Annotated in this window: 22 protein-coding genes and 1 pseudogene; 13 read left to right on the plus strand and 10 right to left on the minus strand. The window is 75.5% G+C overall.

Going from position 1 to position 20,970, the window contains the following annotated elements:
• The first annotated feature begins 12 nt into the window (after positions 1–12).
• The 5 genes from AB0E83_RS03840 to AB0E83_RS03860 all read left to right on the plus strand — a co-directional run bounded on the left by AB0E83_RS03840 (position 13) and on the right by AB0E83_RS03860 (position 4,646).
• Entirely contained in the window at positions 13–1,056 is a 1,044-nt protein-coding gene (locus tag AB0E83_RS03840) for a pyridoxal-phosphate dependent enzyme (protein ID WP_362105358.1), read from the plus strand.
• Positions 1,057–1,206: 150 nt separating this feature from the next.
• Complete coding sequence (locus tag AB0E83_RS03845; protein WP_362105361.1) at positions 1,207–2,028, plus strand: DUF364 domain-containing protein; 822 nt, start codon at positions 1,207–1,209, stop codon at positions 2,026–2,028.
• Complete coding sequence (locus AB0E83_RS03850; protein ID WP_362105364.1) at positions 2,025–3,329, plus strand: MFS transporter; 1,305 nt, start codon at positions 2,025–2,027, stop codon at positions 3,327–3,329. Before AB0E83_RS03845 ends, AB0E83_RS03850 begins: the two co-directional genes overlap by 4 nt.
• 79 nt (positions 3,330–3,408) lie before the next feature.
• Entirely contained in the window at positions 3,409–3,852 is a 444-nt protein-coding gene (locus AB0E83_RS03855) for a Fur family transcriptional regulator (RefSeq protein ID WP_362105367.1), read from the plus strand.
• Between the two features lie 71 nt (positions 3,853–3,923).
• The gene (locus AB0E83_RS03860; RefSeq protein ID WP_362105370.1) at positions 3,924–4,646 is read left to right on the plus strand and encodes a DoxX family protein; all 723 of its coding nucleotides are present in this window, start codon (positions 3,924–3,926) and stop codon (positions 4,644–4,646) included.
• Positions 4,647–4,694: 48 nt separating this feature from the next.
• On the opposite strand, the pseudogene AB0E83_RS03865 reads toward AB0E83_RS03860, so the two are convergent.
• The 3 genes and pseudogenes from AB0E83_RS03865 to AB0E83_RS03875 form a co-directional block, all read right to left on the minus strand.
• Positions 4,695–4,847: pseudogene (locus AB0E83_RS03865) on the minus strand (indole acetimide hydrolase); the annotation flags it as partial.
• A gap of 117 nt (positions 4,848–4,964) precedes the next feature.
• Positions 4,965–5,351: a hypothetical protein gene (locus AB0E83_RS03870; RefSeq protein ID WP_362105373.1), complete on the minus strand. Its 387-nt coding sequence runs from the start codon at positions 5,349–5,351 to the stop codon at positions 4,965–4,967.
• A complete protein-coding gene (locus tag AB0E83_RS03875; RefSeq protein ID WP_362105376.1) occupies positions 5,348–5,614 on the minus strand; it encodes a hypothetical protein in 267 nt (88 codons plus the stop codon). The genes AB0E83_RS03870 and AB0E83_RS03875 overlap by 4 nt, the downstream gene beginning before the upstream one ends.
• Positions 5,615–5,806: 192 nt before the next feature.
• Between AB0E83_RS03875 and AB0E83_RS03880 the strand changes: the two genes are divergently transcribed.
• Entirely contained in the window at positions 5,807–6,310 is a 504-nt protein-coding gene (locus AB0E83_RS03880; protein WP_362105379.1) for an SRPBCC family protein, read from the plus strand.
• A gap of 104 nt (positions 6,311–6,414) precedes the next feature.
• On the opposite strand, the gene AB0E83_RS03885 is transcribed toward AB0E83_RS03880, so the two are convergent.
• Entirely contained in the window at positions 6,415–7,395 is a 981-nt protein-coding gene (locus AB0E83_RS03885; protein ID WP_362105382.1) for an NAD(P)-dependent oxidoreductase, read from the minus strand.
• Between AB0E83_RS03885 and AB0E83_RS03890 the strand changes: the two genes are divergently transcribed.
• Positions 7,394–7,969: an ABATE domain-containing protein gene (locus AB0E83_RS03890; RefSeq protein WP_362105385.1), complete on the plus strand. Its 576-nt coding sequence runs from the start codon at positions 7,394–7,396 to the stop codon at positions 7,967–7,969. The two genes, AB0E83_RS03885 and AB0E83_RS03890, sit on opposite strands and share 2 nt — an antisense overlap.
• Positions 7,970–8,091: 122 nt before the next feature.
• Positions 8,092–9,138, plus strand: coding sequence for a hypothetical protein (locus AB0E83_RS03895; RefSeq protein ID WP_362105388.1), 1,047 nt, complete (start codon positions 8,092–8,094; stop codon positions 9,136–9,138).
• A 7-nt stretch (positions 9,139–9,145) separates the two neighbouring features.
• Here the strand turns inward: AB0E83_RS03895 and AB0E83_RS03900 are convergent, their stop codons facing one another.
• Together AB0E83_RS03900 and AB0E83_RS03905 are read right to left on the minus strand one after the other, a co-directional pair.
• Entirely contained in the window at positions 9,146–9,733 is a 588-nt protein-coding gene (locus AB0E83_RS03900) for a class I SAM-dependent methyltransferase (protein WP_362105391.1), read from the minus strand.
• 339 nt (positions 9,734–10,072) lie between these two features.
• The gene (locus AB0E83_RS03905; RefSeq protein ID WP_362105394.1) at positions 10,073–10,525 is read right to left on the minus strand and encodes an arsenate reductase ArsC; all 453 of its coding nucleotides are present in this window, start codon (positions 10,523–10,525) and stop codon (positions 10,073–10,075) included.
• Between the two features lie 74 nt (positions 10,526–10,599).
• Between AB0E83_RS03905 and AB0E83_RS03910 the strand changes: the two genes are divergently transcribed.
• A complete protein-coding gene (locus tag AB0E83_RS03910) occupies positions 10,600–10,908 on the plus strand; it encodes a metalloregulator ArsR/SmtB family transcription factor (RefSeq protein ID WP_362105397.1) in 309 nt (102 codons plus the stop codon).
• Positions 10,905–11,990 carry an ACR3 family arsenite efflux transporter gene (gene arsB, locus AB0E83_RS03915; RefSeq protein ID WP_362105399.1) on the plus strand — a complete coding sequence of 362 codons (1,086 nt, stop codon included), beginning with the start codon at positions 10,905–10,907 and terminating at the stop codon, positions 11,988–11,990. Before AB0E83_RS03910 ends, arsB begins: the two co-directional genes overlap by 4 nt.
• Positions 11,991–12,062: 72 nt before the next feature.
• On the opposite strand, the gene AB0E83_RS03920 is transcribed toward arsB, so the two are convergent.
• Positions 12,063–12,494 carry a MerR family transcriptional regulator gene (locus AB0E83_RS03920; RefSeq protein WP_362105402.1) on the minus strand — a complete coding sequence of 144 codons (432 nt, stop codon included), beginning with the start codon at positions 12,492–12,494 and terminating at the stop codon, positions 12,063–12,065.
• Positions 12,495–12,880: 386 nt separating this feature from the next.
• Between AB0E83_RS03920 and AB0E83_RS03925 the strand changes: the two genes are divergently transcribed.
• The 3 genes from AB0E83_RS03925 to AB0E83_RS03935 all read left to right on the plus strand — a co-directional run bounded on the left by AB0E83_RS03925 (position 12,881) and on the right by AB0E83_RS03935 (position 17,098).
• A complete protein-coding gene (locus AB0E83_RS03925; RefSeq protein WP_362105405.1) occupies positions 12,881–14,413 on the plus strand; it encodes a SulP family inorganic anion transporter in 1,533 nt (510 codons plus the stop codon).
• 126 nt (positions 14,414–14,539) lie between these two features.
• Positions 14,540–15,076, plus strand: a complete 537-nt coding sequence (locus tag AB0E83_RS03930) for a hypothetical protein (RefSeq protein ID WP_362105408.1) — start codon at positions 14,540–14,542, stop codon at positions 15,074–15,076.
• A gap of 933 nt (positions 15,077–16,009) precedes the next feature.
• Positions 16,010–17,098: a hypothetical protein gene (locus AB0E83_RS03935; RefSeq protein ID WP_362105411.1), complete on the plus strand. Its 1,089-nt coding sequence runs from the start codon at positions 16,010–16,012 to the stop codon at positions 17,096–17,098.
• A gap of 7 nt (positions 17,099–17,105) precedes the next feature.
• Here AB0E83_RS03935 and AB0E83_RS03940 read toward each other — a convergent pair whose 3' ends face one another.
• The 3 genes from AB0E83_RS03940 to AB0E83_RS03950 all read right to left on the minus strand — a co-directional run bounded on the left by AB0E83_RS03940 (position 17,106) and on the right by AB0E83_RS03950 (position 20,845).
• Positions 17,106–19,238 (minus strand): tetratricopeptide repeat protein, encoded by a 2,133-nt coding sequence (locus AB0E83_RS03940; RefSeq protein ID WP_362105414.1) that lies wholly within the window; start codon positions 19,236–19,238, stop codon positions 17,106–17,108.
• A gap of 144 nt (positions 19,239–19,382) precedes the next feature.
• Positions 19,383–20,153: a thioesterase domain-containing protein gene (locus tag AB0E83_RS03945; protein WP_362105442.1), complete on the minus strand. Its 771-nt coding sequence runs from the start codon at positions 20,151–20,153 to the stop codon at positions 19,383–19,385.
• Between the two features lie 5 nt (positions 20,154–20,158).
• A complete protein-coding gene (locus AB0E83_RS03950) occupies positions 20,159–20,845 on the minus strand; it encodes a 4'-phosphopantetheinyl transferase superfamily protein (protein ID WP_362105445.1) in 687 nt (228 codons plus the stop codon).
• Positions 20,846–20,970: the final 125 nt, after the last annotated feature.

Genomic DNA, 20,970 nt, shown 5'->3' on the forward strand with positions numbered 1-20,970 from the left:
CGGAAGGACGACATGCACGAGCACATAGCCGAGGCCGTCAAGGAACCGGACGTCGTCGCCGTCCCGCCCGGCGCGATCTGTCTCCGCTTCGAGACCATGAAGCTCTACTCGGCCCTGGGCGCGGTCCGGCACCTGCTGGAGACCGGACAGGTCGAGCCCGGCGACACCCTCGTCGACAGTTCCAGCGGCATCTACGCCCACGCCCTCGCCCTGGCCTGCCACCGCTACGGCCTCCACTGCCACATCGTCGGCTCCACCACCGTCGACCGCACGCTCCGCGTCCAGCTGGAGATCCTCGGCGCCACCCTCGAACAGGTCCGCCCCTCCAAGAACCTCCGCCTCGACCAGAACCTCCGCGTCCAGCGGATCGGCGAACTGCTCCGGGAGAACCCGCACTACCACTGGATGCGGCAGTACCACGACGCCATCCACTACCTCGGCTACCGCGACATCGCCGACCTCGTCCGCAAGGAGGTCCCGGAAGGCCCCCTGTCGCTCGTCGGCGGCGTCGGCACCGGCGCGTCCACCGGCGCCGTCGCCACCTACCTGCGCGAGGCCGGCCGCGACGTGACCCTCGTCGGCGTCCAGCCGTTCGGCAGCGTCACCTTCGGCGCCGAGCACGTCTCCGACCCGGACATGATCATCGCCGGGATCGGCAGCTCCATCCCCTTCCAGAACGTCCGGCACGACCTGTACGACCGCGTCCACTGGGTCAACTTCGACTACGCCATGTCCGGCGCCGTCGAACTCCTCCGGGCCAGCGGCATCTTCGCCGGCCTCTCCGCGGGCGCCGCGTACCTGGCGACGCTCTGGGAGCGGGAGCGGGACGCCGACCGCACCTACGTCTTCCTCGCCGCCGACACGGGGCACCGCTACGTCGACAGCGCCTACGCCCACCACGCCGCGGCACGGGGACTCGGCGCCATGCGGCCCCACGAGGTGACGGCGCGGGACGAACTCAGGCACCCGTGGTCCGCCATGGACTGGCCCCCGGCCGACCGCGACCTGCCGCGTGGCGCGCCCGTCCTCGTGGCCGATTCGGCCCGGCGTCCGTGACGAGGGGACGGGACCGGCGCTCGCCGCCGCGCCGCCCGGACCGTCGCCTCCCCGCCCCTCCCCCCAGGCGGCCCCTCGCGCGCCGCCCCCCGCCGTACCCATCCGAAACGCGCCGCCCCCGCCCTACCCATCCGAAAGAGGAACACGACCATGACTCCCGCACCGCCGCGGTCCGTAGCGGAACTCCAGCAGGCCGTCCTGGACGGGGCCTTCGGGCCCCTCCCCAGCGAGTGGGCCGTCACCAGCGCCTTCTGGGCGCACCACACCACCCGCCTGGCCGGCAGCCGGGTCACCTACCGCAACCAGTACGTGCTGCTGCGCTCCGGGGACTCCTTCGGCGCCTGCTCCTTCGAACCCGGCGACATCGCCCCGGACTTCTGCGCCGACGCCTCCGGGCACACCCTGGACGCCCTGATACGGCACGACTCCGCGCCGGTGCGCGTCGCCGCGCTCGACGCCTACCTCGGCCGCGTGCGCCCGCACCGCGACGCGAAGGACGCCGAGGCCGTCACCCTGCCGACCGGCACCCCGGAGGTACGGGCCGAGGCGAGGGACGCGGCCGTCGCCGGGCTCCTCGACATCGCGCCCGGGGCCGAGGTCGCGCTGATCGGCGTCGTCAACCCGCTGGTCGCCGCGATACGGGAGCGGGGCGGCGTCCCCCTCCCCTGCGACTTCAACCTGCGCACGACCCACTGGGGCGACCCCGTCACCGACGACATGGACCAGGTGCTGGCCGAGGCCGACGCGGTCGTCGCCACCGGCATGACCCTCGTCAACGGCAGCTTCGACCGGATCCTCGCCCACTGCCGCGAGCGGGACCTCCCGCTGGTGGTGTACGCCCAGACCGGCAGCGCCGTCGCGCGCGCCTTCCTGGGCGCCGGCGTGACCGCGCTGTCCGCCGAGCCCTTCCCCTTCTCCCAGTTCAGCGCCGACGCCACCACGCTGTACCGGTACCGGGCGGAGCGGGCATGAGCGGCGAGACGAAGTCCCCGGAGGCGGCCGGGCGGAGCGGCGGAACGCGGCCGGGACGGGCGAGCGGCACGGACGCCGACACCGCGTCCGGCACCGCCGCCGTCCCCGGCGACCTGGCGATGACCCGCGTCCTGTGGCCGTTCATGCTGGCCTCCGCCGTCGGCCTGGTGCCCTTCACCGTCTACAGCACCTTCCTCGTCCCCATGGCCGAGGTCTCCGGCGGCGGCGTCGCCGCCCTGGGCCAGCTGCGCGGCCTCGGCGGCCTGGCCGCCCTCGCGGTGGGCACCGCGCTGGCGCCGCTGATCGACCGCGTGCGCCGGGAGTGGGCCGCCGCGGGCGGCCTCGCGGTCCTCGCGGTCTCGGCGGCGCTCGGCACCAGCGGCGAGTTCCTGCTCCTCGCCGCGTTCTGCCTGCTGGTCGGCGCCGGCACGGCCGTGCTCAACCCCGCTCTGACCGCGGCCGCGGCCGACCGGTTCGACCACGACGCCGCGGCGGGCCGCGCCGCCACCCTCGTCACCGCCACCCAGTCGCTGACCGCGCTCCTCGCCGCGCCGCTCGTGGCCCTGCCCGCCCTGGTATGGGGCTGGCGGGGCGACCTGTGGGCCATCGCCGCGATCTGCGCCGCCCTCGCCCTGTACTTCCTCCTGCGCGGCCGCCGGGGGACCGGGGCGGAGGCCGCCGGGGCGACGGAGCGGCCCGGCTACCTGGAGTCCTTCCGGCTCCTCGGCGCCCTGCCGGGCGTGGTGCCGCTCATCCTCGTCGCCCTGCTGCGCACGGCCGCGTTCATGGGCTACCTCGCCTACCTCGCCGCCTTCTACGACGAGCGGTTCGGGCTCGCCCCCGAGCCGTTCGCGCTCGTGTGGACGCTCAGCGGCACCGCCTTCTTCCTCGGCAACCTGCTCGCCGGACGGCTGCTGAGCTCCGACCGGGCGACGGTCCCGGCGGAACGCCTGATGACGTACGGGCTGGTCGTGGCGCTGGCCGCGCTCGCCGGCGTCTTCTTCACCCACTCCCTGTGGCTGGCCCTGCCCCTCACGGCCCTGGTCGGCGCCGGTCACGCGACGGTCGCGGCCTGCGTCACCACCTCGCTGGTGCGGCGCTGCGGCTCCCTGCGCGGCACGGCGCTGAGCGTCAACGCCGCCGGGATGAGCTTCGGCGTCTTCCTCGGCGCCGGACTGGGCGGTGTGGGCCTGGCCCTCGGCGGCTTCGCCGGCACGGCGGCGGCCCTCGGCGGACTGACCCTCGTGGCCCTCGTCCTCGCCCGCGTCGCGGCCCGCTCCCCGGCTCCCGCCGGGGACTGAGCGGAAGCCCGCCGCGTGCCGGGGCCCGGCGCGCGGCGGGCCCCGCCCCATCGGAACGGCTTTCGGCAGGGGGTCGGCCATGACCGTCACACCAGCGGGGGCGAACCGGCGCGCGTCCCGCCGGCGCGCCGCCGTGGAGCAGGCGCTGTCCGAGCACGCGGGGTTCGTCTCGGCCCAGGAACTCCACGGGACGATGGGCGGGTCGGGCGTCCGCGTCGGTCTCACCACCGTGTACCGCGCGCTCCGGGACCTGGAGCGGTCCGGTGCCGCCGACGTCGTCCGCGACGAGGCCGGCGAGCGGCTCTACCGGTACCGCCGCCCCGAGACCGGCCACCGCCACTACCTCCTGTGCCGGCGCTGCCGCCGCCACGTGCCGCTCGACACGGACGCCGTCGAGGAATGGGTGGCCGCCGCCGTACGGTCGTCGGGCTTCGCGGAGGTCGAACACACCCTGGAGCTCACCGGGATCTGCGCCGGCTGCCGCGCGGCGGGGACGCGGCCCGGCGGGGACGCTCCCCCATGACCCCCGGGGGAGTGTGCCGCGTGTCACATCGGCGGGTGTCACGTCCGGTGGGCCGGCGGTGTCCCGGAGGCATGACCGAACAGAGCGCCCCCCAGCACCGACCCGACGTCCACCGACGGCCGCCCCGGAACGGCGGTCGGGGAACCGACGCGCCGACCGCGCCGACCGGCGGCCGCCCGCACGCGACCGGCCGGGGGCCGGTCCCCGCCGCACGGTCCGGGAGGAGCCGGATCCGTCACTGGGCCTTCTGGTCCGCCACCGTCGTCGTCCTCGGCGAGCTGCTCGCCGGAGCGGCGTGGAACCTCCTGACGATCGACTGGGTCGAGGCCCAGATGGACCACCTCGGCTACCCGCGCTACTTCGCCCACGTCCTGGGCGTGTGCCACGTCGGCGCGGCCGTCGCCCTCGCCGTGCCGGGGTTCCGGCTGGTCAAGGAATGGGCCTACGCGGGCGTCTTCCTCATGTGGTCGGGTGCCGTGGTCTCCCATCTGGCGCGGGGCGACGGTCCGGTGTCGTGGGGACCGCCCCTGATGTTCCTGGCCTTCGCCGTCGCGTCGTGGGCCCTGCGGCCGGCCGGCCGCCGGCTCCCGGAGACACGGCTCCGCCCGGACCGCTCCGACGACGCGGGCCGGGACGGGACGGACCGGCCGGAGGCCCGCCCCCGCGAGTGGGCCGGGTCGATCGGGCTCCTCGCCGTCCTGGCCGCCGTCTCGCTCGCCACGCTGCCCGTCGCGGAGGACGTCACGCGGGAGTGGCCGGCCGAGCGCGGCTGGGTCGGCGGAGAGCGGCCGTGACCCCCGCGCGCCGGCCCTCCGCGCGGGGGGGCACCCGGTACGGGATCCCGGGCGCGGGTCGATCGGGGTGAGGACCCCCAGGCGGTCCTCGACCGCCTGGGCCGCGTCCAGGCACAGGTCCTCGCGGAACGCGCGGCCGACGATCTGCACCCCCGTGGGGAGGCCGTCGGTCACGCCGGTCGGCACGGCCACGCCGGGTACGTCCTCATCGGCCACCTCACCCCGCGGGAGGCGTACGACGTCCTCGACGCCCACCTGGCCGGCCTGTGGGACCGGACCGCCGCGTGAGGGCGGTGCCGGCCGGGGTCCCGGCGGGGTTCAGCGGTTGAGGTCGAAGACCGGGACGTCCAGCCCCTCGTACGCCTTCGGCGCCACCGTCGCGATCAGCGCGTCCGCGCCCCACTCCGGCAGGTTCCGCACCGCGTGGACGGCCGCCCCGACGCCCGCCGGGACGCCCTCGCGGCGCAGCCGGGCGACCGTGAGCACGCCGGCGTAGTCCAGGTCGAGGGTGTGGATCACTTCGAGCTGGCCGACGTGCTCGGCCATCCCCCCGTACTCCGCGTCCGCCTCCAGGACGGACAGGACCGGCACCCAGAGGCGCGTCTCGGGCTCGAAGTGGGCCCGGTGGACCAGCGCCGACACCTGCCGGTTCCCGGAGAGGGCGAGGAGGGACGGGGCGTCCAGGACCAGATGGTGAACGATCACGCCGCCGCGTCCTTCGGCCGGGCGCCGAACGCGTCCCGGAGGCGGGCTCCCATCGCCTCGCTCTCCTCGTCGCTCACCACCGTGCCGAAGTGCTCCGCCAGGTAGGACCGGGTCCGCTCCGCACGCTCACGGCGCTCCTCCGCCGTCAGCGTCGACTCCGCGAACTCCTGCACCAGGGAACGGATCGACACCCCCCGCGACTCCGCAATCACCGCCAGCCGGTCCCGGACCTCGGCCGGCACCCGAATCATCGCATCAGACATGGCGGAAGTATACGCGGGCGTATACGGGTGCGGGGGCGAGCGCGCGGACGCTTCGGAACGCACCCGGAGCACTCCCCCGCGAAGCCGCCGCCCGCTAGCGTACCGACGAGTAGGAAGCGGGCGGCGGTCCCTCGCGGCCCGAGCGCCACGAAGCGGCACGAAGAGGCACGACGCGGCACGAGGGGAGCGGGCATGGAGCGGGTGCGGAGCCTGGAGGAGAGCACGGTGGTCGACGCGCCGCCGGCGGTCGTCTACGGGTTGGTGGCGGACCTCCGGAACATGGGGCGGTGGAGCCCGGAGTGCCGGGCCGTGTGGGTGCCGCGGCCCCCGGCGCGCACCGGCTCCCGGTTCGTCGGGATCAACCGGCGCGGGCCGTTCCTGTGGCCGACCCTCGGGCGGGTGTCCCGGGCCCGCGAGGGCCGGGAGTTCGTCTTCGACGTCAGCGCCTTCGGTCTGCCGATCGCCCGCTGGGGCTACCGGTTCGAGCCGGAGGGCCCGGGCACCCGGCTCACCGAGTTCTGGCAGGACCTGCGGACGGAGGGCCGTCGCGGCCGGGCCGCCGACCTCCTCGGCACGGTCTTCGCGGGGACGGCCCCGGCCCGTCGGGTCGCGCTCAACCGGGCCGGGATGCGCACCACCCTCGACCGCATCGCGCGGGCCGCGGCCGCCGGGGCGGTCGGCCCGGCGGCCCGGTAGGCCGGACGGGGCTCCGGGACGCCGAACCCGTCGCCCTCCGGGCCGGCCGGGACCGTCCGGGGACGTCGGCCCGCCCCCGTCGGCGGACGTCGCGCCGAGGTCCTTCATGCGGGCGACGGGGTTCCCCGCGGTTGCCGCTCGGCGATCACGGCCCAGTCGTCCGCCGCGCGGCCCTCGGCGATCGCCCGGTCGAACACGTCTCCGAGCAGTTCGCCGAAGGGCAGGGGGACGGCCCGGCCGGCTGCCGCGTCGAGGGCGAGGTGGAGGTCCTTGCGTCCGAGTTCCGCGGTGAACCCGGCGGGCCGGTAGCTCCGTCGCGCGATCATCGACCCGTATCCGGAGTAGACGGGTCCGGGGAAGAGCGTCGAGGCCAGCAGTTCGACGAACCGGTCCGGGTCGGCGCCGACCGCGTCGGCGACGCTGATCGCCTCCCCGAGCGACTGGATCGCGCAGGCGATCAGGTAGTTGCCCAGGACCTTGACGGTGTTGGCCTGCTCGGGCAGTTCGCCGAGCCGCCAGGTGCGGGACCCGATCACGTCGAAGAACGGCTGGACCCGGTCGACGAGTTCGGGCTCCCCCGCGGCGAGGACGTTCAGCGCGCCGGCCTCCGCGACGCCGACCCGGCCGAACACCGGGGCCGCGACGTAGCCGATCCCGTGCGCGGCGTGCGCCTCCGCGGCGCGGCGGGCCAGTCCGACGCTCACCGTGGCCACGTTGACGTGGACCGCCCCGGGCCGTGCCTCGCCGAGGACCCCGGAGTCGAGGAAGACCTCCGCGACGGACGCGTCGTCGGACAGGACCGAGAACACCACCGGGCACTGGAGCGCCTCCGCGACGGACGCGGCGCGGAGGGCGCCGGCGTCCGCGAGTTCTTCCGCGGGTCCCGCCGAACGGTTCCACACCACGGTCTCGTGGCCCGCCCGCACCAGGTTGCGCGCGATCGCCCGCCCCATTCCGCCCAGACCGACGACCGCGACCTCGCCCCTCATGTGACCTCCCCTGGTGAACCGTCCAAGACGGTTCCATGGTGGCGCACGGCGGCACCCCCTGTCGAACCGGCTAAGCTGGTTCACGGATCGGTCCATGGTGGTGCGGGAGGTGGTGGCCGTGGAGGCCCGTCGGCTCTTCCGGCTGGACAACGAGGTGCTGGCGTTCCGCTTCACCGCCACGATGAGCGACCGGGCCGGCGGGGCGCCCCGGGAGCGGCTCTCCGGCCCCGGCCGGCTGGAGCTCTGGCTGCACGCCGCGGGGCTCGGCGTCCCCGGCGTCTCGCCCGCCGAGCTCCGGGACGCGCTCGGCCTGAGGGAGGCGATCTACCGTGCCGGACTGGCCGTCGCCGCCGCCCGTCGCCCCGATCCGGGCGACGCGGCGATCCTGAACGGAGCCGCGGCCGCCGGACGGGCCGGGCCGGCGCTCGACGAGGACGGGCTCGCGGTCTGGAAGCTCGGCGAGGAGGCACCGGTGACGGACGCGCTCGGCGTGCTCGCCGCCGACGCCGTCCACGTCCTCGGCGGCCCCGGCCGCGACCGGGTCAAGGCGTGCGAAGGCCCGGGCTGCGCCGGCCTGTTCCTCGACACCAGCCGCGGCGCGAACCGCCGCTGGTGCTCGATGAACACCTGCGGCAACCGGGTCAAGAAGGCCCGGCTCGCCGGCAGGTGACCGGCTGCGGGAAACCGCCCCGGAGCCGTCGCCGCCGCACCGCACCGCGGCGCACGGGAAACACGGTGGCCGGCCTGCCGCGGAGCTGCGAGGATGCCCCCTGTTTCCCGAGCGGAGGACATTTGTACGTTTTCGTGTGCCGGCGGTGTGACGCCGAGTTGACCGCCCCGCTGGCCCAGGTCGCCCTGCCGGTCCACGCCCACCAGGCCTACGGGAACGGGCTCCAGCTCCCGGTGCTCATGGAGTCGGGGACGTTCGCCGTGGAGCGGGGGCCCTGGGGGCCGCCGTGGCGGAGGCGGGCGGAGACCGCTCCGGACGGGGCCGACGGCCCGGTCGTCATCGCGCCGGGAGACGTCCGCGGCACGGTGCTGCTCCCGGAGCGGCGCGGCGGCGCCTGCTGCGGCTTCGACGGGAGCGGCGGCCCCAACCTGGCCTGCGTGGCGTGCGGCCTTCCCGTGGCGAGCAGGATCGACGACTGCTCGCTCTGGCAGGCCGTGTGGCTGGACCCGGCCGCCGTGCGCCGCCTTCCCGTCGAGGGCGCCGACGCCGGGCCGGCGTCCTGGGCGGACCTGCTCGCGGAGGGGAGGGGCGTGCCCCCGTCCGAGCCGATCGCCTCCTGGGGGGAGCCGTTCCGGGCGGGCGACCGGTGGCACTGGAGCCCCCAGTGGGTGGCGGCGGCCGGTCAGGCGCTCGCCCACCTCCTGGTGGCCTCGGAAGGCCGGGCGGTGACCGTCCCGGACGGCATGGCCGCGACGATGTTCCGGCGCGCCCTCGACGCCCTGCTGCCGCCCGCCCGCCCGGCGCGGCGCGCCGTCCTGGCCGGACCGGGACGGCCGGCCCCCGACGCGGACGCCGCCATCCTCCTCGTACCGTCCCACCCGCGGACCGGGGAGACGTGGGCCCCCGCCGCCCCGGCGCACCTGGTCCCGCTGCCGTTCGGGGTGTGGCTCCGGCTGGTCCTCCCCGAGTCGCCGCCGCCCGTCCCCGGGTCGGGGCCCCTGGCCGGCGGCATCCTGCGCGACGACCCGCCCGCGCCGCCCGTCCACGACGCGTTCCGGATCGACTGGCAGGTCTTCCAGCGGACCCTGGACCGGCTGCCGGCCGCCCGCGCCCCGTGGCTGCGCGAGATCACCGGGAACCTCACGCCGCACGTGCGCGCCGGCCTCTGACGGGCGGTCAGCCGACCCGTACGGCCGTCAGGACGCCGTCGCCCACCGGCTGGAGGTGTACGGCGAAGGCGTCGTCCTCCTCCAACAGGGCGCGGAACCCTTCGAGTTGCGCGGCGTGGCTGACGGCGTTGTCCACCGCGATGACGCCGCGCGGCGTCAGCACGCGCCGCAGCAGCTCCAGGTAGCCGGGGTAGGCGGGCCGTTCGGCGTCGAGGACGACGAGGTCGACGGTGGCGTCGCCGGCCGCGGCGAGGACGTCCGCGCCGTCGGCGTGGAGCACCTCGGCGTGTGCGGCCACGCCGGCCCCGGCCAGGTGGCGGCGGGCCGCGTCGGCCCGGTCGGCCAGGGTCTCCACGGTGGTCAGCCTGCCGCCGGTGTCCCGTACCGCGTCGGCGAACCAGATCGCCGAGTACCCGTTGGACGTGCCGATCTCCAGCACGTGGGAGCTGCCCTGGGCGCGGATGAGGAGGCTGATGAGGCCGGCCGCGTCGGGCGTCATGTTGCGCAGGCGCAGCAGCCGGTCGGCCAGCGGCGCGTCGTGTTCCCTCCCCCGCCGGTGGAGGTCGTTCAGGTAGGCGGCCAGTGACGCGTCCATCCAGACTCCCGTCGAGCTGCGAACCGCCCCGGCCGGGACGGGGGTTCGGCTTCCCGCCGGGGCCGGGACATCGGAGACCGTACGTGGCCCACCCTATCGATCCGGCCTCCGCCGAGTTCGCCGCCGCTCCCCCGCGCGCGGCCCTCGCGACCGCCGCGGCCCTGCTCTCCCGGCCCGGCACCTCACAGCACGGCCGACCGAGGCCGACGGGACGGTGCTCACCACCGGCGCGTCCGGGGCGCTCGCCGCCCTGGTGCCGGCCCGGGCACCGGAGCCGACGACCTCGCGGACGTCGCCCCGGACGCCGGCCGGAGCGACCGTGGGGTCGTCGTGGTGAGGTCAGTTCCCCCGCGGCTCGGCGCTCTCGGAGTCGGTCTCCGCCTTCTCGGCGTCGATCTCCGCGACAAGGCCCTCGATGAGCCCCTTGATCTCGTCCCGGATGGGACGGACGGCCTCGACCCCCTGCCCGGCCGGGTCGTCCAGGACCCAGTCGAGGTAGGTCTTGCCGGGGAAGTACGGGCAGGCGTCGCCGCAGCCCATGGTGATGACGTAGTCCGACGCCCGGACGGCCTCGGGCGTGAGCACCTTCGGCTCCTGGCCGGAGATGTCGATGCCGAGCTCGGCCATGGCGGCGACGGCGGCGGGGTTGACCCGGTCGCCCGGGAGGGAGCCGGCCGAGCGGACCTCGACGCGGTCGCCCGCGAGGTGCCGGAGGAACCCGGCGGCCATCTGGGAGCGCCCGGCGTTGTGGACGCAGACGAACAGCACGGACGCGAGCGGGGACTCGGGCATCGGTTCTTCCTTCACCGCGGACAGCTGTCGGACCGGGCTGGCATCAGCCCTCACTGATGTGACAGTATCAGCCCATGCTGACGTCAGTCGACACTGAACTGATGCGGGTCCTGGCCGACCCGCTCAGGCTCCGGATCGTGACCCTGCTCGCCCGCGAGACCCTGTGCACCACGCACCTGGTGGAGGAGACGGGGGCCAGACAGACCAACCTCTCCAACCACCTGCGCGTCCTGCGCGAGGCGGGCGTGGTGGAGACCGAGCCGTGCGGCCGGTTCACGTACTACCGACTGAAGCCCGAGGTCCTCGACGCGCTCGCCGGCCAGTTCGCCGCGCTCGCCGAGACCGCCCGCACCCACGCCGACTCCAAGAGGTCCTGCCCGTGACCCCCGCCGCCCCCACGACCACGAGCCCCGAGCGGTCCGTGGTCGCGAAGCTGTCGACGCTCGACCGCTTCCTCGCCGTCTGGATCCTGCTCGCCATGGCCCTGGGCCTCGGGCTCGGCCGGCTGATCCCCGGCATGGACGACGCGCTCGCCGAGGTCGAGATCGGCGGGATCTCCCTCCCGATCGCCGTCGGCCTGCTGATCATGATGTACCCGGTCCTGGCGAAGGTCCGCTACGACAGGCTCGACGCCGTCACCGGCGACCGCAGGCTCATGGTGTCGTCCCTGGTGATCAACTGGGTCCTCGGCCCGGCGGTGATGTTCGCCCTCGCGTGGATCTTCCTGCCGGACCTGCCCGAGTACCGCACCGGCCTGATCATCGTCGGCCTCGCCCGCTGCATCGCCATGGTCATCATCTGGAACGACCTCGCCTGCGGCGACCGCGAGGCGGCCGCCGTCCTGGTCGCCCTGAACTCGGTCTTCCAGGTCATCGCCTTCGGCCTGCTGGGCTGGTTCTACCTCGACCTGCTCCCCGGCTGGCTCGGCCTGGGCGAGGGCGAGACCCTCGACATCTCGATGGGGAAGATCGCACTGAACGTCGTCATCTTCCTCGGCGTGCCGCTCCTCGCCGGCTTCCTCACCCGCCGCATCGGCGAGAAGAAGCTGGGCCGGGAGTCCTACGAGGCGAAGTTCCTCCCGAGGATCGGCCCCTGGGCCCTCTACGGCCTGCTCTTCACGATCGTCATCCTCTTCGCCCTCCAGGGGAGGACGATCACCTCGCAGCCGCTCGACGTGGCCCGGATCGCGCTCCCGCTGCTGGTCTACTTCGCGGTGATGTGGTTCGGCACGTTCCTTCTCGGCAAGGCGATCGGCCTGAACTACGACCGCACCGCCACCCTCGCCTTCACCGCCGCCGGCAACAACTTCGAGCTGGCCATCGCCGTCGCCATCGCCACCTTCGGCGTCACCAGCGGCCAGGCCCTCTCCGGAGTCGTCGGCCCGCTCATCGAGGTCCCCGTCCTGGTCGCGCTCGTGTACGTGTCGCTGGCCTGGCGCAAGAAGTTCGCCCCCGCCCAGCGGTAGGCGCGCCCCCGCGTCACCACCAGGTGCCCCGCCCCGCCGTGCGGGCCGGGGCACCGCCGACCGGCCGGTCCGTCAACGAGACGCGCTCCCGGCGCGGGGGGCCGGGGTGTCGTCCTGGTCCAGGCGGGCGGTCAGGGTGGCGGCGAAGTCCTCGGCCCGGGCCAGTTGGACCCGCAGCTTGTCCACCTGCTCGGAGGCGGCCTGCCGGTAGGTCCGTACGCGCTCCAGCAGCGCCTCGCGCTCGGCGGCGTCGAGCGCGTCGCCGCTGTCGAGGCGGTCGGTGGCGTCGAGGAGGTCGCGCATCTGCTCCAGGGTGAAGCCCAGCGGCTTCATCCGGCGGATCACCATGAGGCGGGCGACGTCGGTCTCGGTGTAGAGGCGGAACCCGCCCTGGGACCGGGCGGAGGGGATGACCAGACCGGTCTCCTCGTAGTGCCGGATGGTGCGCAGGGACAGCTCCGTCCGCGCGGCGACCTCGCCGATCTGCATGTGCTTGTCGTCCACGCGCGTGCTCCTGGCCCTTCTCCTGGTGGCGGGCCGCGTCCCGTACGACCCCACCGATCTCTACCCTAACGTTAGGGTAGAGTTGTTGCCGGTGAGGGCGGCCCGGCCGTCCCGCCACTGTCGTTCCGGGGCCGACGGCGCCCCCGCCAAGACCCGATTCTTGCAGGAGAGAGCGTGCGCGAGCCCATGACGCCGACCGCCGCCGCCTGCCCGCCGTGACCCTTCGCCCCTGATGTGAGCCGCCCGCCTCACGTCCTCCCCCTTCTCCGACCTCCGGCCCGCCCCCGCGGGCCGTCCGCGAGGCGCCGGCCCGGCCCTGCGCGTCCTTCCGCACGCCCCGGCCCGCCGACGGGGGCGTGCCCGAGTTCGACAGGTACGCATCTCCCTTGTCTTCTGCGTCTTCCGCGGCTTCCGGATCTTCCGCCGCCGCGACTTCCGCCGCGCGGCTGCGCGGCCTCGTGCCCGACTGGCTGAACGACCCGAAGGTCTGGCGCACCGAGATCCTGGCCGGGCTGGTCGTCGGCCTGGCGCTGATCCCCGAGGCGATCTCGTTCTCGATCATCGCCGGCGTCGACCCGGCCATCGGCCTGTTCGCCTCCTTCACCATGGCCGTGGTCATCTCGGTCGTCGGCGGCCGGCGGGCGATGATCTCCGCCGCCACCGGCGCCGTCGCCCTCGTGATCGCGCCGCTGAACCGCGAGCACGGCTTCGGCCACCTGGTCGCCGCCGTCATCCTGGCCGGCGTCTTCCAGATCGCCCTGGGCGCGCTCGGGGTGGCGCGGCTGATGCGGTTCATCCCCCGCTCGGTGATGGTCGGTTTCGTCAACGCGCTGGCGATCCTGGTCTTCATGGCCCAGGTGCCCGAGATGCGCGACGTGCCGTGGGCCGTGTACCCGCTGATCGTCGGCGGCCTCGCCCTGATGGTGTTCTTCCCGAAGGTCACCACCGTGGTCCCGGCGCCGCTGGTCTCCATCGTCGTCCTGACCGTGATCACCGTCGCCGCCGGCATCGCGGTGCCGACCGTCGGCGACAAGGGCGAGCTCCCGTCGTCCCTGCCGGTGCCGGGCCTGCCGGACGTCCCGTTCACCCCGGAGACGCTCACGACGATCGCCCCGTACGCGTTCGCGATGGCGCTGGTCGGCCTGATGGAGTCCCTGATGACCGCCAAGCTGGTCGACGACATCACCGACACCCACTCGAACAAGACCCGCGAGTCCGTCGGCCAGGGCGTCGCCAACATCGTCACCGGCTTCTTCGGCGGCATGGGCGGCTGCGCCATGATCGGCCAGACGATGATCAACGTGAAGGTCTCCGGCGCCCGCACCCGCCTGTCCACGTTCATGGCCGGCGTGTTCCTGATGGTGCTGTGCGTCGTCTTCGGCCCGGTCGTCTCCGACATCCCCATGGCCGCCCTGGTCGCCGTCATGGTCATGGTGTGCTTCGCGACCTTCGACTGGCACTCCATCGCCCCGAAGACCCTCAAGCGGATGCCCGCCGGCGAGATCGGCGTCATGGTCGTCACCGTCGCGGCCGTCGTGACGACCCACAACCTCGCCGTCGGCGTCGTCGCCGGTTCGATCACCGCCATGGTCGTCTTCGCCAAGCGCGTCGCCCACTTCGCCGAGGTCTCCCGGATCGTCGCCCCGGACGGCAGCGGCGTCCTGTACACCGTGACCGGCGAGCTGTTCTTCGCCTCCTCCAACGACCTCGTCGGCCGGTTCGACTACGCCGGCGACCCGGAGAAGGTCGTCATCGACCTGTCCGCCACCCATGTCTGGGACGCCTCCTCCGTCGCCGCCCTCGACGCCATCGAGACCAAGTACGCCCAGCGCGGCAAGACCGTCGAGATCACCGGCCTGAACGCCCCGAGCGCCGACCTCCACGGCAGGCTCACCGGCGAACTCACCGGCGGCCACTGACCCCGCGGGCGACCGGGCGGGCCCTCAGCCGGCGGCCGGGCCCGCGGGCCCCGTTCCCGCCCGGGACGCCCGCTGCCCCGGTCAACCGGTCCGCCCCCCCGACCCTTCCTCTGCTGGAATGCCGCCATGCACTACGACGACCTCAGCCCCTACGCCTACCCCGTCACCGAGGACGGTGACGTGTTCACCGAGGTCGGCGGCGGCCTGCGGTTCGTCACCGTCCGCGACGCCTACCGGCGGCTCAACGTCGGCTGGCTGGAGGACGGAAAGCCGTGGACCGCCGGGCCGGCGCCCGCGGAGTTCGCCTCCAAGCTGCTGACCGTGCTGGCGGAGCAGGCCGTGAACGAGGCCCTCGGCGTGCACGAGTGCGACCTGTGCCCCGAGCCGCTCGACGACGCCCACCCGTGGCACGTGCCCCGGCCGGGCCACCGGCGGGCGAGCGCCGGTACGGGCGAGATACGGGTGCCCGGCGCTCCCGGCACCGCCTACGCCGCGCCCTCCCTGATCGGGCACTACGTGCTCGACCACGGCTACCTGCCGCCCGCGGAGTTCGTCGACGCCGTCCTCGGCTTCGACCTCCGGGCACGGTCGGCCGCGTACCCCTGGATCGCCTTCCCCTGGATCCCCGACGACGCCGAGCTGTACGACGCCGCGGTTGAGTGACGTCAGGCGCCGTCGAAGGGGACGGAAGAGGTCTGGTACGGGCGCACGCGACGGGAACTCCCGGTGATCCGTCGCCCGATCGCCCGTCTGTGCAGCGCCGGGATCGCAGCTGGAACGAGCCTACCCGACCCCCGCCGCCGCGCCGCCACGCTCAGGCTCTCGGCCGCCGCCGGGAACGCCGGTGGCGTCACGGCGGCGAGGTGGCCGCGGATAGGGTGGTCGCGCAACGACGTCATGCTCGCCCAGGAGGTCACGAGTGGGGCCGGAACCCCCGGCGATTCGCGTACCGGTCGGGGAGGGGTCCGGCCGGTGGACGAGCCGGACGACTCGGCGACGGGTCCTGCTGGTGGTCCACAACGTCACCTCGGCGGGCCGCCTGCTGGATCTGGTGCCGCTGTTCCACGACGACTTCCGGGTCCAGGTACTGATCACTTCGACGGGCTCCTCCGCGTTCCAGGACGGCGTCCGCGAGCTCTTGCGCGGTCTGGAGCTGCCCGAACTGCCCTGGAGGCAGGCGCTTTCCACCCCGGTGGATCTGGCCGTCTCGGCGAGCTTCGGCGGCGAACTCCACCTGATTCAGGGCGACTTGGCGGTGATTTCGCACGGGGTTGGATACACTAAGAAGCTGAGCAAGCCGGGAGCCGGGAGCCGGGAGCCGGGAGCCGGGAGCCGGGAGCCGGGAGCCGGGAGCCGGGAGCCGGGAGCCGGGAGCCGGGAGCCGGGAGCCGACGTTCGGGCTGTCGGCGGAGTGGCTCCTCGTCGACGGGAAGCCGTTCGTCGACGGGCTCGTCCTCTCCCATCCCGAGCAGCTGGAACGGCTCGGCCGGGTCTGCCCGGAGGCGGTGCCCGCGGCCGTGCTCGCCGGAGACCCCTGCTTCGACCGGATGCTCGCGGCGCGTCCGTACCGGGACAGGTTCCGGCGCGCGCTGGGGGGTGCGGCGGGGGCAGCGGCTCGTCGTCCTGAACTCGACCTGGAACCCTGAGGGGCTGTTCGGCAGCGGCGGGGAGGACGTCCTGCCCGGGCTCCTCCCCCGGCTCGCCGCCGAACTGCCGGCCGACGACTACCGGCTGGCCGCCGTCCTCCACCCGAACATCTGGTACGGGCACGGCCCCGGCCAGATCCGGGCCTGGCTGGACCGGGCCCGGCGCGGCGGGCTGGTCCTCGTCGACCCCGTCCACGCGTGGCGGCAGGCGCTGCTCGCCGCCGACCTCGTCCTCGGGGACTTCGGCGCGGTGTCGTACTACGCCGCCGCCCTGGGCACCCCCGTACTGCTGGCCGCCGACGGGGCCGGTCTGCTCGACGGCGAGGCGCCGCTCGCGGAGTTCGTCCGGCGCGCGCCCCGGCTCGACCCGTACGGGCCGCTGCTCCCCCAGGTGGAGCGGGGGATCGCCGCGCACCGTCCGGATCCCGCTCCCGCCGGCTTCGTCACCTCGGAGCCGGGCCGGTCGGCCGAGCTGCTGCGCCGGCACTTCTACGCGCTGATGGACCTTCCCGAGCCTCCCGGCCCCGCGTCCCTGGAGCCGCTCCCCCTCCCCCCGTACGCTCCGGGGCGGACGACGGCCCCCCTGCGCGTACGGACCCGCGCGGAGGGGACGGACGTCGTGGTCGAGCGGTTCGCGGAGCATCCTCCCGGGGCCGCCGGCGACGCGCACCTCGCCGTGCACGAGGAGACCCGGCACCCCGGCGACCTCGACGTGGCGGACGTGATCACGCGGGACGGGCCGGCGGAGGATCCCCGCCTCGGCGGCCCCGGCGCGTGGGCCGACGAGGTGCTGGGCCTGCACCCGCACTGTGCGACGGCCGGGTACGTGACGGGCCCGCACGCCTGTTTCGTACGCAGCCGGGGGCACGGCGCGTTCCGGGTCGCCGCCGAGCCGGGGGCGGACGCCGACCCGGCCGCGTACGCCTCCGCCCTGCACGCCTGGCTGGCGTACGGCGGAACGGTCCCCGCGGGAGGAGTCGTCCTCCGGATGCACACGGCCGGAGGCACGCATCCCTTCCGCGTGACCCCGGCCGCCTGACCCCGGCCTACCGGTCCGCGGCCGCCGCGCACCGCCGCCGCAGGCCGGCGAGGTAGGCGCGGTGCGGGGCGGCGGAGGCGGGCAGCAGCGCCTCGGCCTCGGCGGTCCTGGCCAGGGCCGCCGTGTCGTCACCGGCCTCGTGCAGGGTCTCGGCCAGGTCGGTGAGGGCGCGGGCCCGGTTGTACGCCTCCGGCGGCGCGCCGGTGCGGCCGGCGAAGAAGTCCACGGCGCGCTCCAGGCACCGGCGGGACTCGTCCAGCCTGCCCATGCCGCGCAGGGCGCGCCCCTGGTGGCGTTCGACCAGCGCGAGGGCCCTCGGGAGGTCGGCCGCGCCTTCCTCGCCGGGGCCGATCCTCCGGTAGACGGACTCCGCCTCGGCGAACCGCTCGTACGCCTCCTCGTACTCCCAGCGGTTGAGGCTCAGCAGGCCGAGGAGTTCCACGGCCGACGCCTCGCCCCGCAGGTGGCCGGCGGCCCGCTCGTACGTGACGGCGGCCCGGGCGGCCCGGGCGGCCTGCTGCCACCGGCCCGTCTCGCCCAGGCAGTGGGCCAGCTGGAAGTGCAGGGCCGCCGCCGTCCGCTCGTCCGCGCGGTTCTCCTCGGCGCACCGCGCCGCGTCCCGGAGCGCCGGAAGCACCTCGTCCCAGTGGCCCGCCTTCAGCTGCAACGGCCACAGGGCGCGGGCCAGCCACAGGGCGGTGTCGGTCCGCCCGTGCTCCTCGGCCACGACGACCGCCCGGCCCACGTTCACGACCTCGGCGGCCAGGACCGCGATGCCGTCGGGGACGGACCGGGAAGCCGCCCGGTACTCCTCCGGCACCTCGGTCCGCCAGCTCTCCGGCAGGGCCGCGCGGGACGCGGGCAGCACCAGCGCGAGCAGCGCGTCGAGCACGCGGGTCACGGCGTCCGTACACGCTCCGGGGCCGTACTCGGCGGCGGCCGTCTCGGCGAGCTGCCGCCTGACCTCGGGCCGGAAGCGGTACCTCAGGTCGGGGAGGGGTTCCAGCAGACCGACGTCCACCGCCTCGTCGAGCAGCCGGGCGGCCGTCGCCTCGTGGACGCCGGCGGCGGCCGCCGCGATCCCGGCGCTGACGGAGGGCCAGCCGCCGAGCGCGGTGAGCCGGCACAGGCGCAGCGCCTCCGGGCCGAGCCGGAGCGACGCGACGTGCGCGGCGGTGCGGACCGGGTGGTCCGGCCACGCGCCGGCCGGCGGCACGGCACCGGCGTCGTCCCGGGTCAGCAGCCGGGCCTCCGCGTGGAGGGCGAAGGCGTTGCCCCGACAGCGTTCGAGCACCTCCGGCAGCCGCGCCTTGACCCGTGCGGCGTGCTCCGGCCCGGCCACCTTCCGCACGAGCCGCTTCGCGTGCCGGTCGGTCAGCGGCGGCACGGCGACGCGCTCGGCCTCCAGCAGCAGGGGCGGTCCGGACACGACGACCACCAGCAGGACGCCGGGGGTCGAGGGCACGAGGGCGCGGACCTGCGCCAGGGAGGTCGTGTGGTCGATCACCACCAGCGCCCTGCGCTCGGCGGTGAGCTGCCGGTACAGCCGCTCGCGGCCCGCCTCGGTGGCCGGGATCCGCTCGGGGTCCACGTCCATCTCGCGCAGCAGCCGCAGCAGGACGCCCGCCGAGTCCGGGCCGGTCTCCCCGGAGGCGTCGCGCAGGTCGACGTAGTACTGCCCGTCGGGGAAGCGGTCGCGGGTCTCCGCGCCGAGCCGGAGCGCCACCGAGGTGGAGCCGCTGCCCGCGGGACCCGACAGCAGGACCACCCGGGGCCGGCCCTCCCACGGGCGGTCGGCCTCCCGCACCAGCTGCTTGAGGACCTTCTCCTGGTTCGTGAACGCCCATGGGGCCGGGGGCATCGCCCCCTGGGACGGTTCGACCGCCGTCTCCGGGGAGCCCTCCAGCATCAGCGCCCACTCGCCGGCCCGCCGGGGATCGCCGCTCAGCCGCGCGTGGACGCGACCCGCCAGCGCCCGGCGCTCCTCCGCGCCGGCCGGCAGCGGGGTCTCCCGCCCGAGCGTCCGCCGCACCAGGGCCCCCGCCGACAGGGTCAGGTTCTTGCCGATCTCCCCGGCGGCCCCGTTCCCCACCCCCAGCAGGAACGTGGTCAGCGCGCTGAGCGCCACGACCTCCAACACGGCGGTCCCTCCCCCTGATCGACGGCCCACTCCTGTCGGACTGTATCGCCGCGCCTCCGGATCGTGGAAACGTCCGTGTTCCGGCAACTCCCCTGCGGGGCGGGACACATGTGCCGCCGTGCGTCCCCGACCGGCCGGCTCCCGTCACCCGGGCCAGGTACTGGCGACGACGGGGGCCAGGTCCTCCAGGCCCGCCCGGTAGAAGTGCCCGCCGGGGAGGGCGAGGGGGGTGAAGGGGCCGGTGGTGAGGCGGTCCCAGCCGTGCCGGGTCGCCGGGTCCACCGCCGGGTCGCCGGCGGCGGCGACGGCCACGACGGGGCAGGTGAGGCGGGTGGTGAGGTCGGGGCGCCAGCCGGCCGCGGCCGTCACGTCCGCGCGCATGACGCCGGTGAGGAGCCGGCGGGCCGTGGGCGACGCGGCCACCCGGGGCGGCACCCCGCCCAGCGCGGCCAGGCGGGCCCACAGCGCGGCGTCGTCCGCGGCGGCCAGGTCCCGCGCGTCGGTCCGCAGCCACGGCGGGGTGGCCGCGCTGAGGTAGACGGCCACGGGCGGGTGGCCGGCGCGCTGGGCGCGCAGGGCCCAGGCCGCGGCCGTCAGCGCGCCCAGGCTGTGGCCGAGCACGGCCCAGGGGGCGCCGTCCGGCGGCCGGAGGCGGTCGTCGAGCAGGGCCACCAGCGCGTCGAGGTCGTGGAGCGGTTCCCCTTCCGCCATCCGCAGCCCGTGGCCCGGCGGTTCGACGGGGCAGGCGGCCACCGGGTCCGGAAGCGCGCGCCAGGCGGCCGACCGGTACAGGGCGGTGGAGCCGCCCGCCGGCGGCAGGAGGAAGAGCGGGACGCCGCCGGGCGGCGGCGGGCCGCCCGGGAGCCAGCCGGCGGGCGGCGCCGTGCGGGGAGGGGCGGGGGCGACGGGGCTCATGGGGCTCACGGGAAGTACCTCGCTGTCGGGGTCGTGCGGGTGCCGGCCGGGACCGTCACCGCGGTGGCGGCCAGGCCGTGCCGGACCGTCCACCGGCCCTCGAAGCGCTGGAGGCGGCGGCCGCCCACGACCGGTCCCGGGACCAGGAGCACGGCGCCGAACCGGCCGGGCGCGGCCGGGCCGGCCGGCGGGTGGATCTCGATGTCCGCCTGGTGGAACTCCAGCCACCTCCCCGTCAGGGGGTACCAGGCCTTGTAGACGGACTCCTTCGCGCTGAAGAGCAGCCGGTCCCAGTGGACGGCGGGGTGCCGGGCGGCCAGGGCCGTCAGGCGGTCGCGCTCGGCGGGCCGGGCGACGTGGGACAGGACGCCGTCCGGGAGCGGGCCGTGGGGTTCGGCGTCGATGCCCAGCGAGGCCGGGCCGCCGGAGCGGGCCAGGGCGGCGGCGCGGTAGCCGGCGCAGTGGGTCATGCTGCCGATCAGGCCCGGGGGCCACCCGGGGGCGCCGTTCCCGTCCGGCAGGACGGGGGCGGGCGGCACGCCGAGCGCCTCCATGGCGCGGCGGGCGCAGGCGCGCACGGCGAAGAACTCGCGGCGGCGCCGGTCCACCGCCCGCGCCACCGCCCGGTGTTCCTCCGGGTAGGGCGAGGCCGGGGCGGGCCCGGCGTCGCCGAGGGCCTCCGCGACCGCCACCGTGCGGGGAAGCAGGGCGCGGATCAGCGGGCGGTCGCCGGGCGCGCCCGGGTCCTCCCCCTCGGGCACGGGATCGGGCACGGGATCGGTCACGGTCACGGTCGTTCCTGGTGCGGCACGGTGTC

Origin of the sequence: Streptomyces sp. NPDC035033 (assembly GCF_040636735.1) — a bacterium.
In the GTDB taxonomy this organism is placed as follows: Bacteria; Actinomycetota; Actinomycetes; order Streptomycetales; family Streptomycetaceae; genus Streptomyces.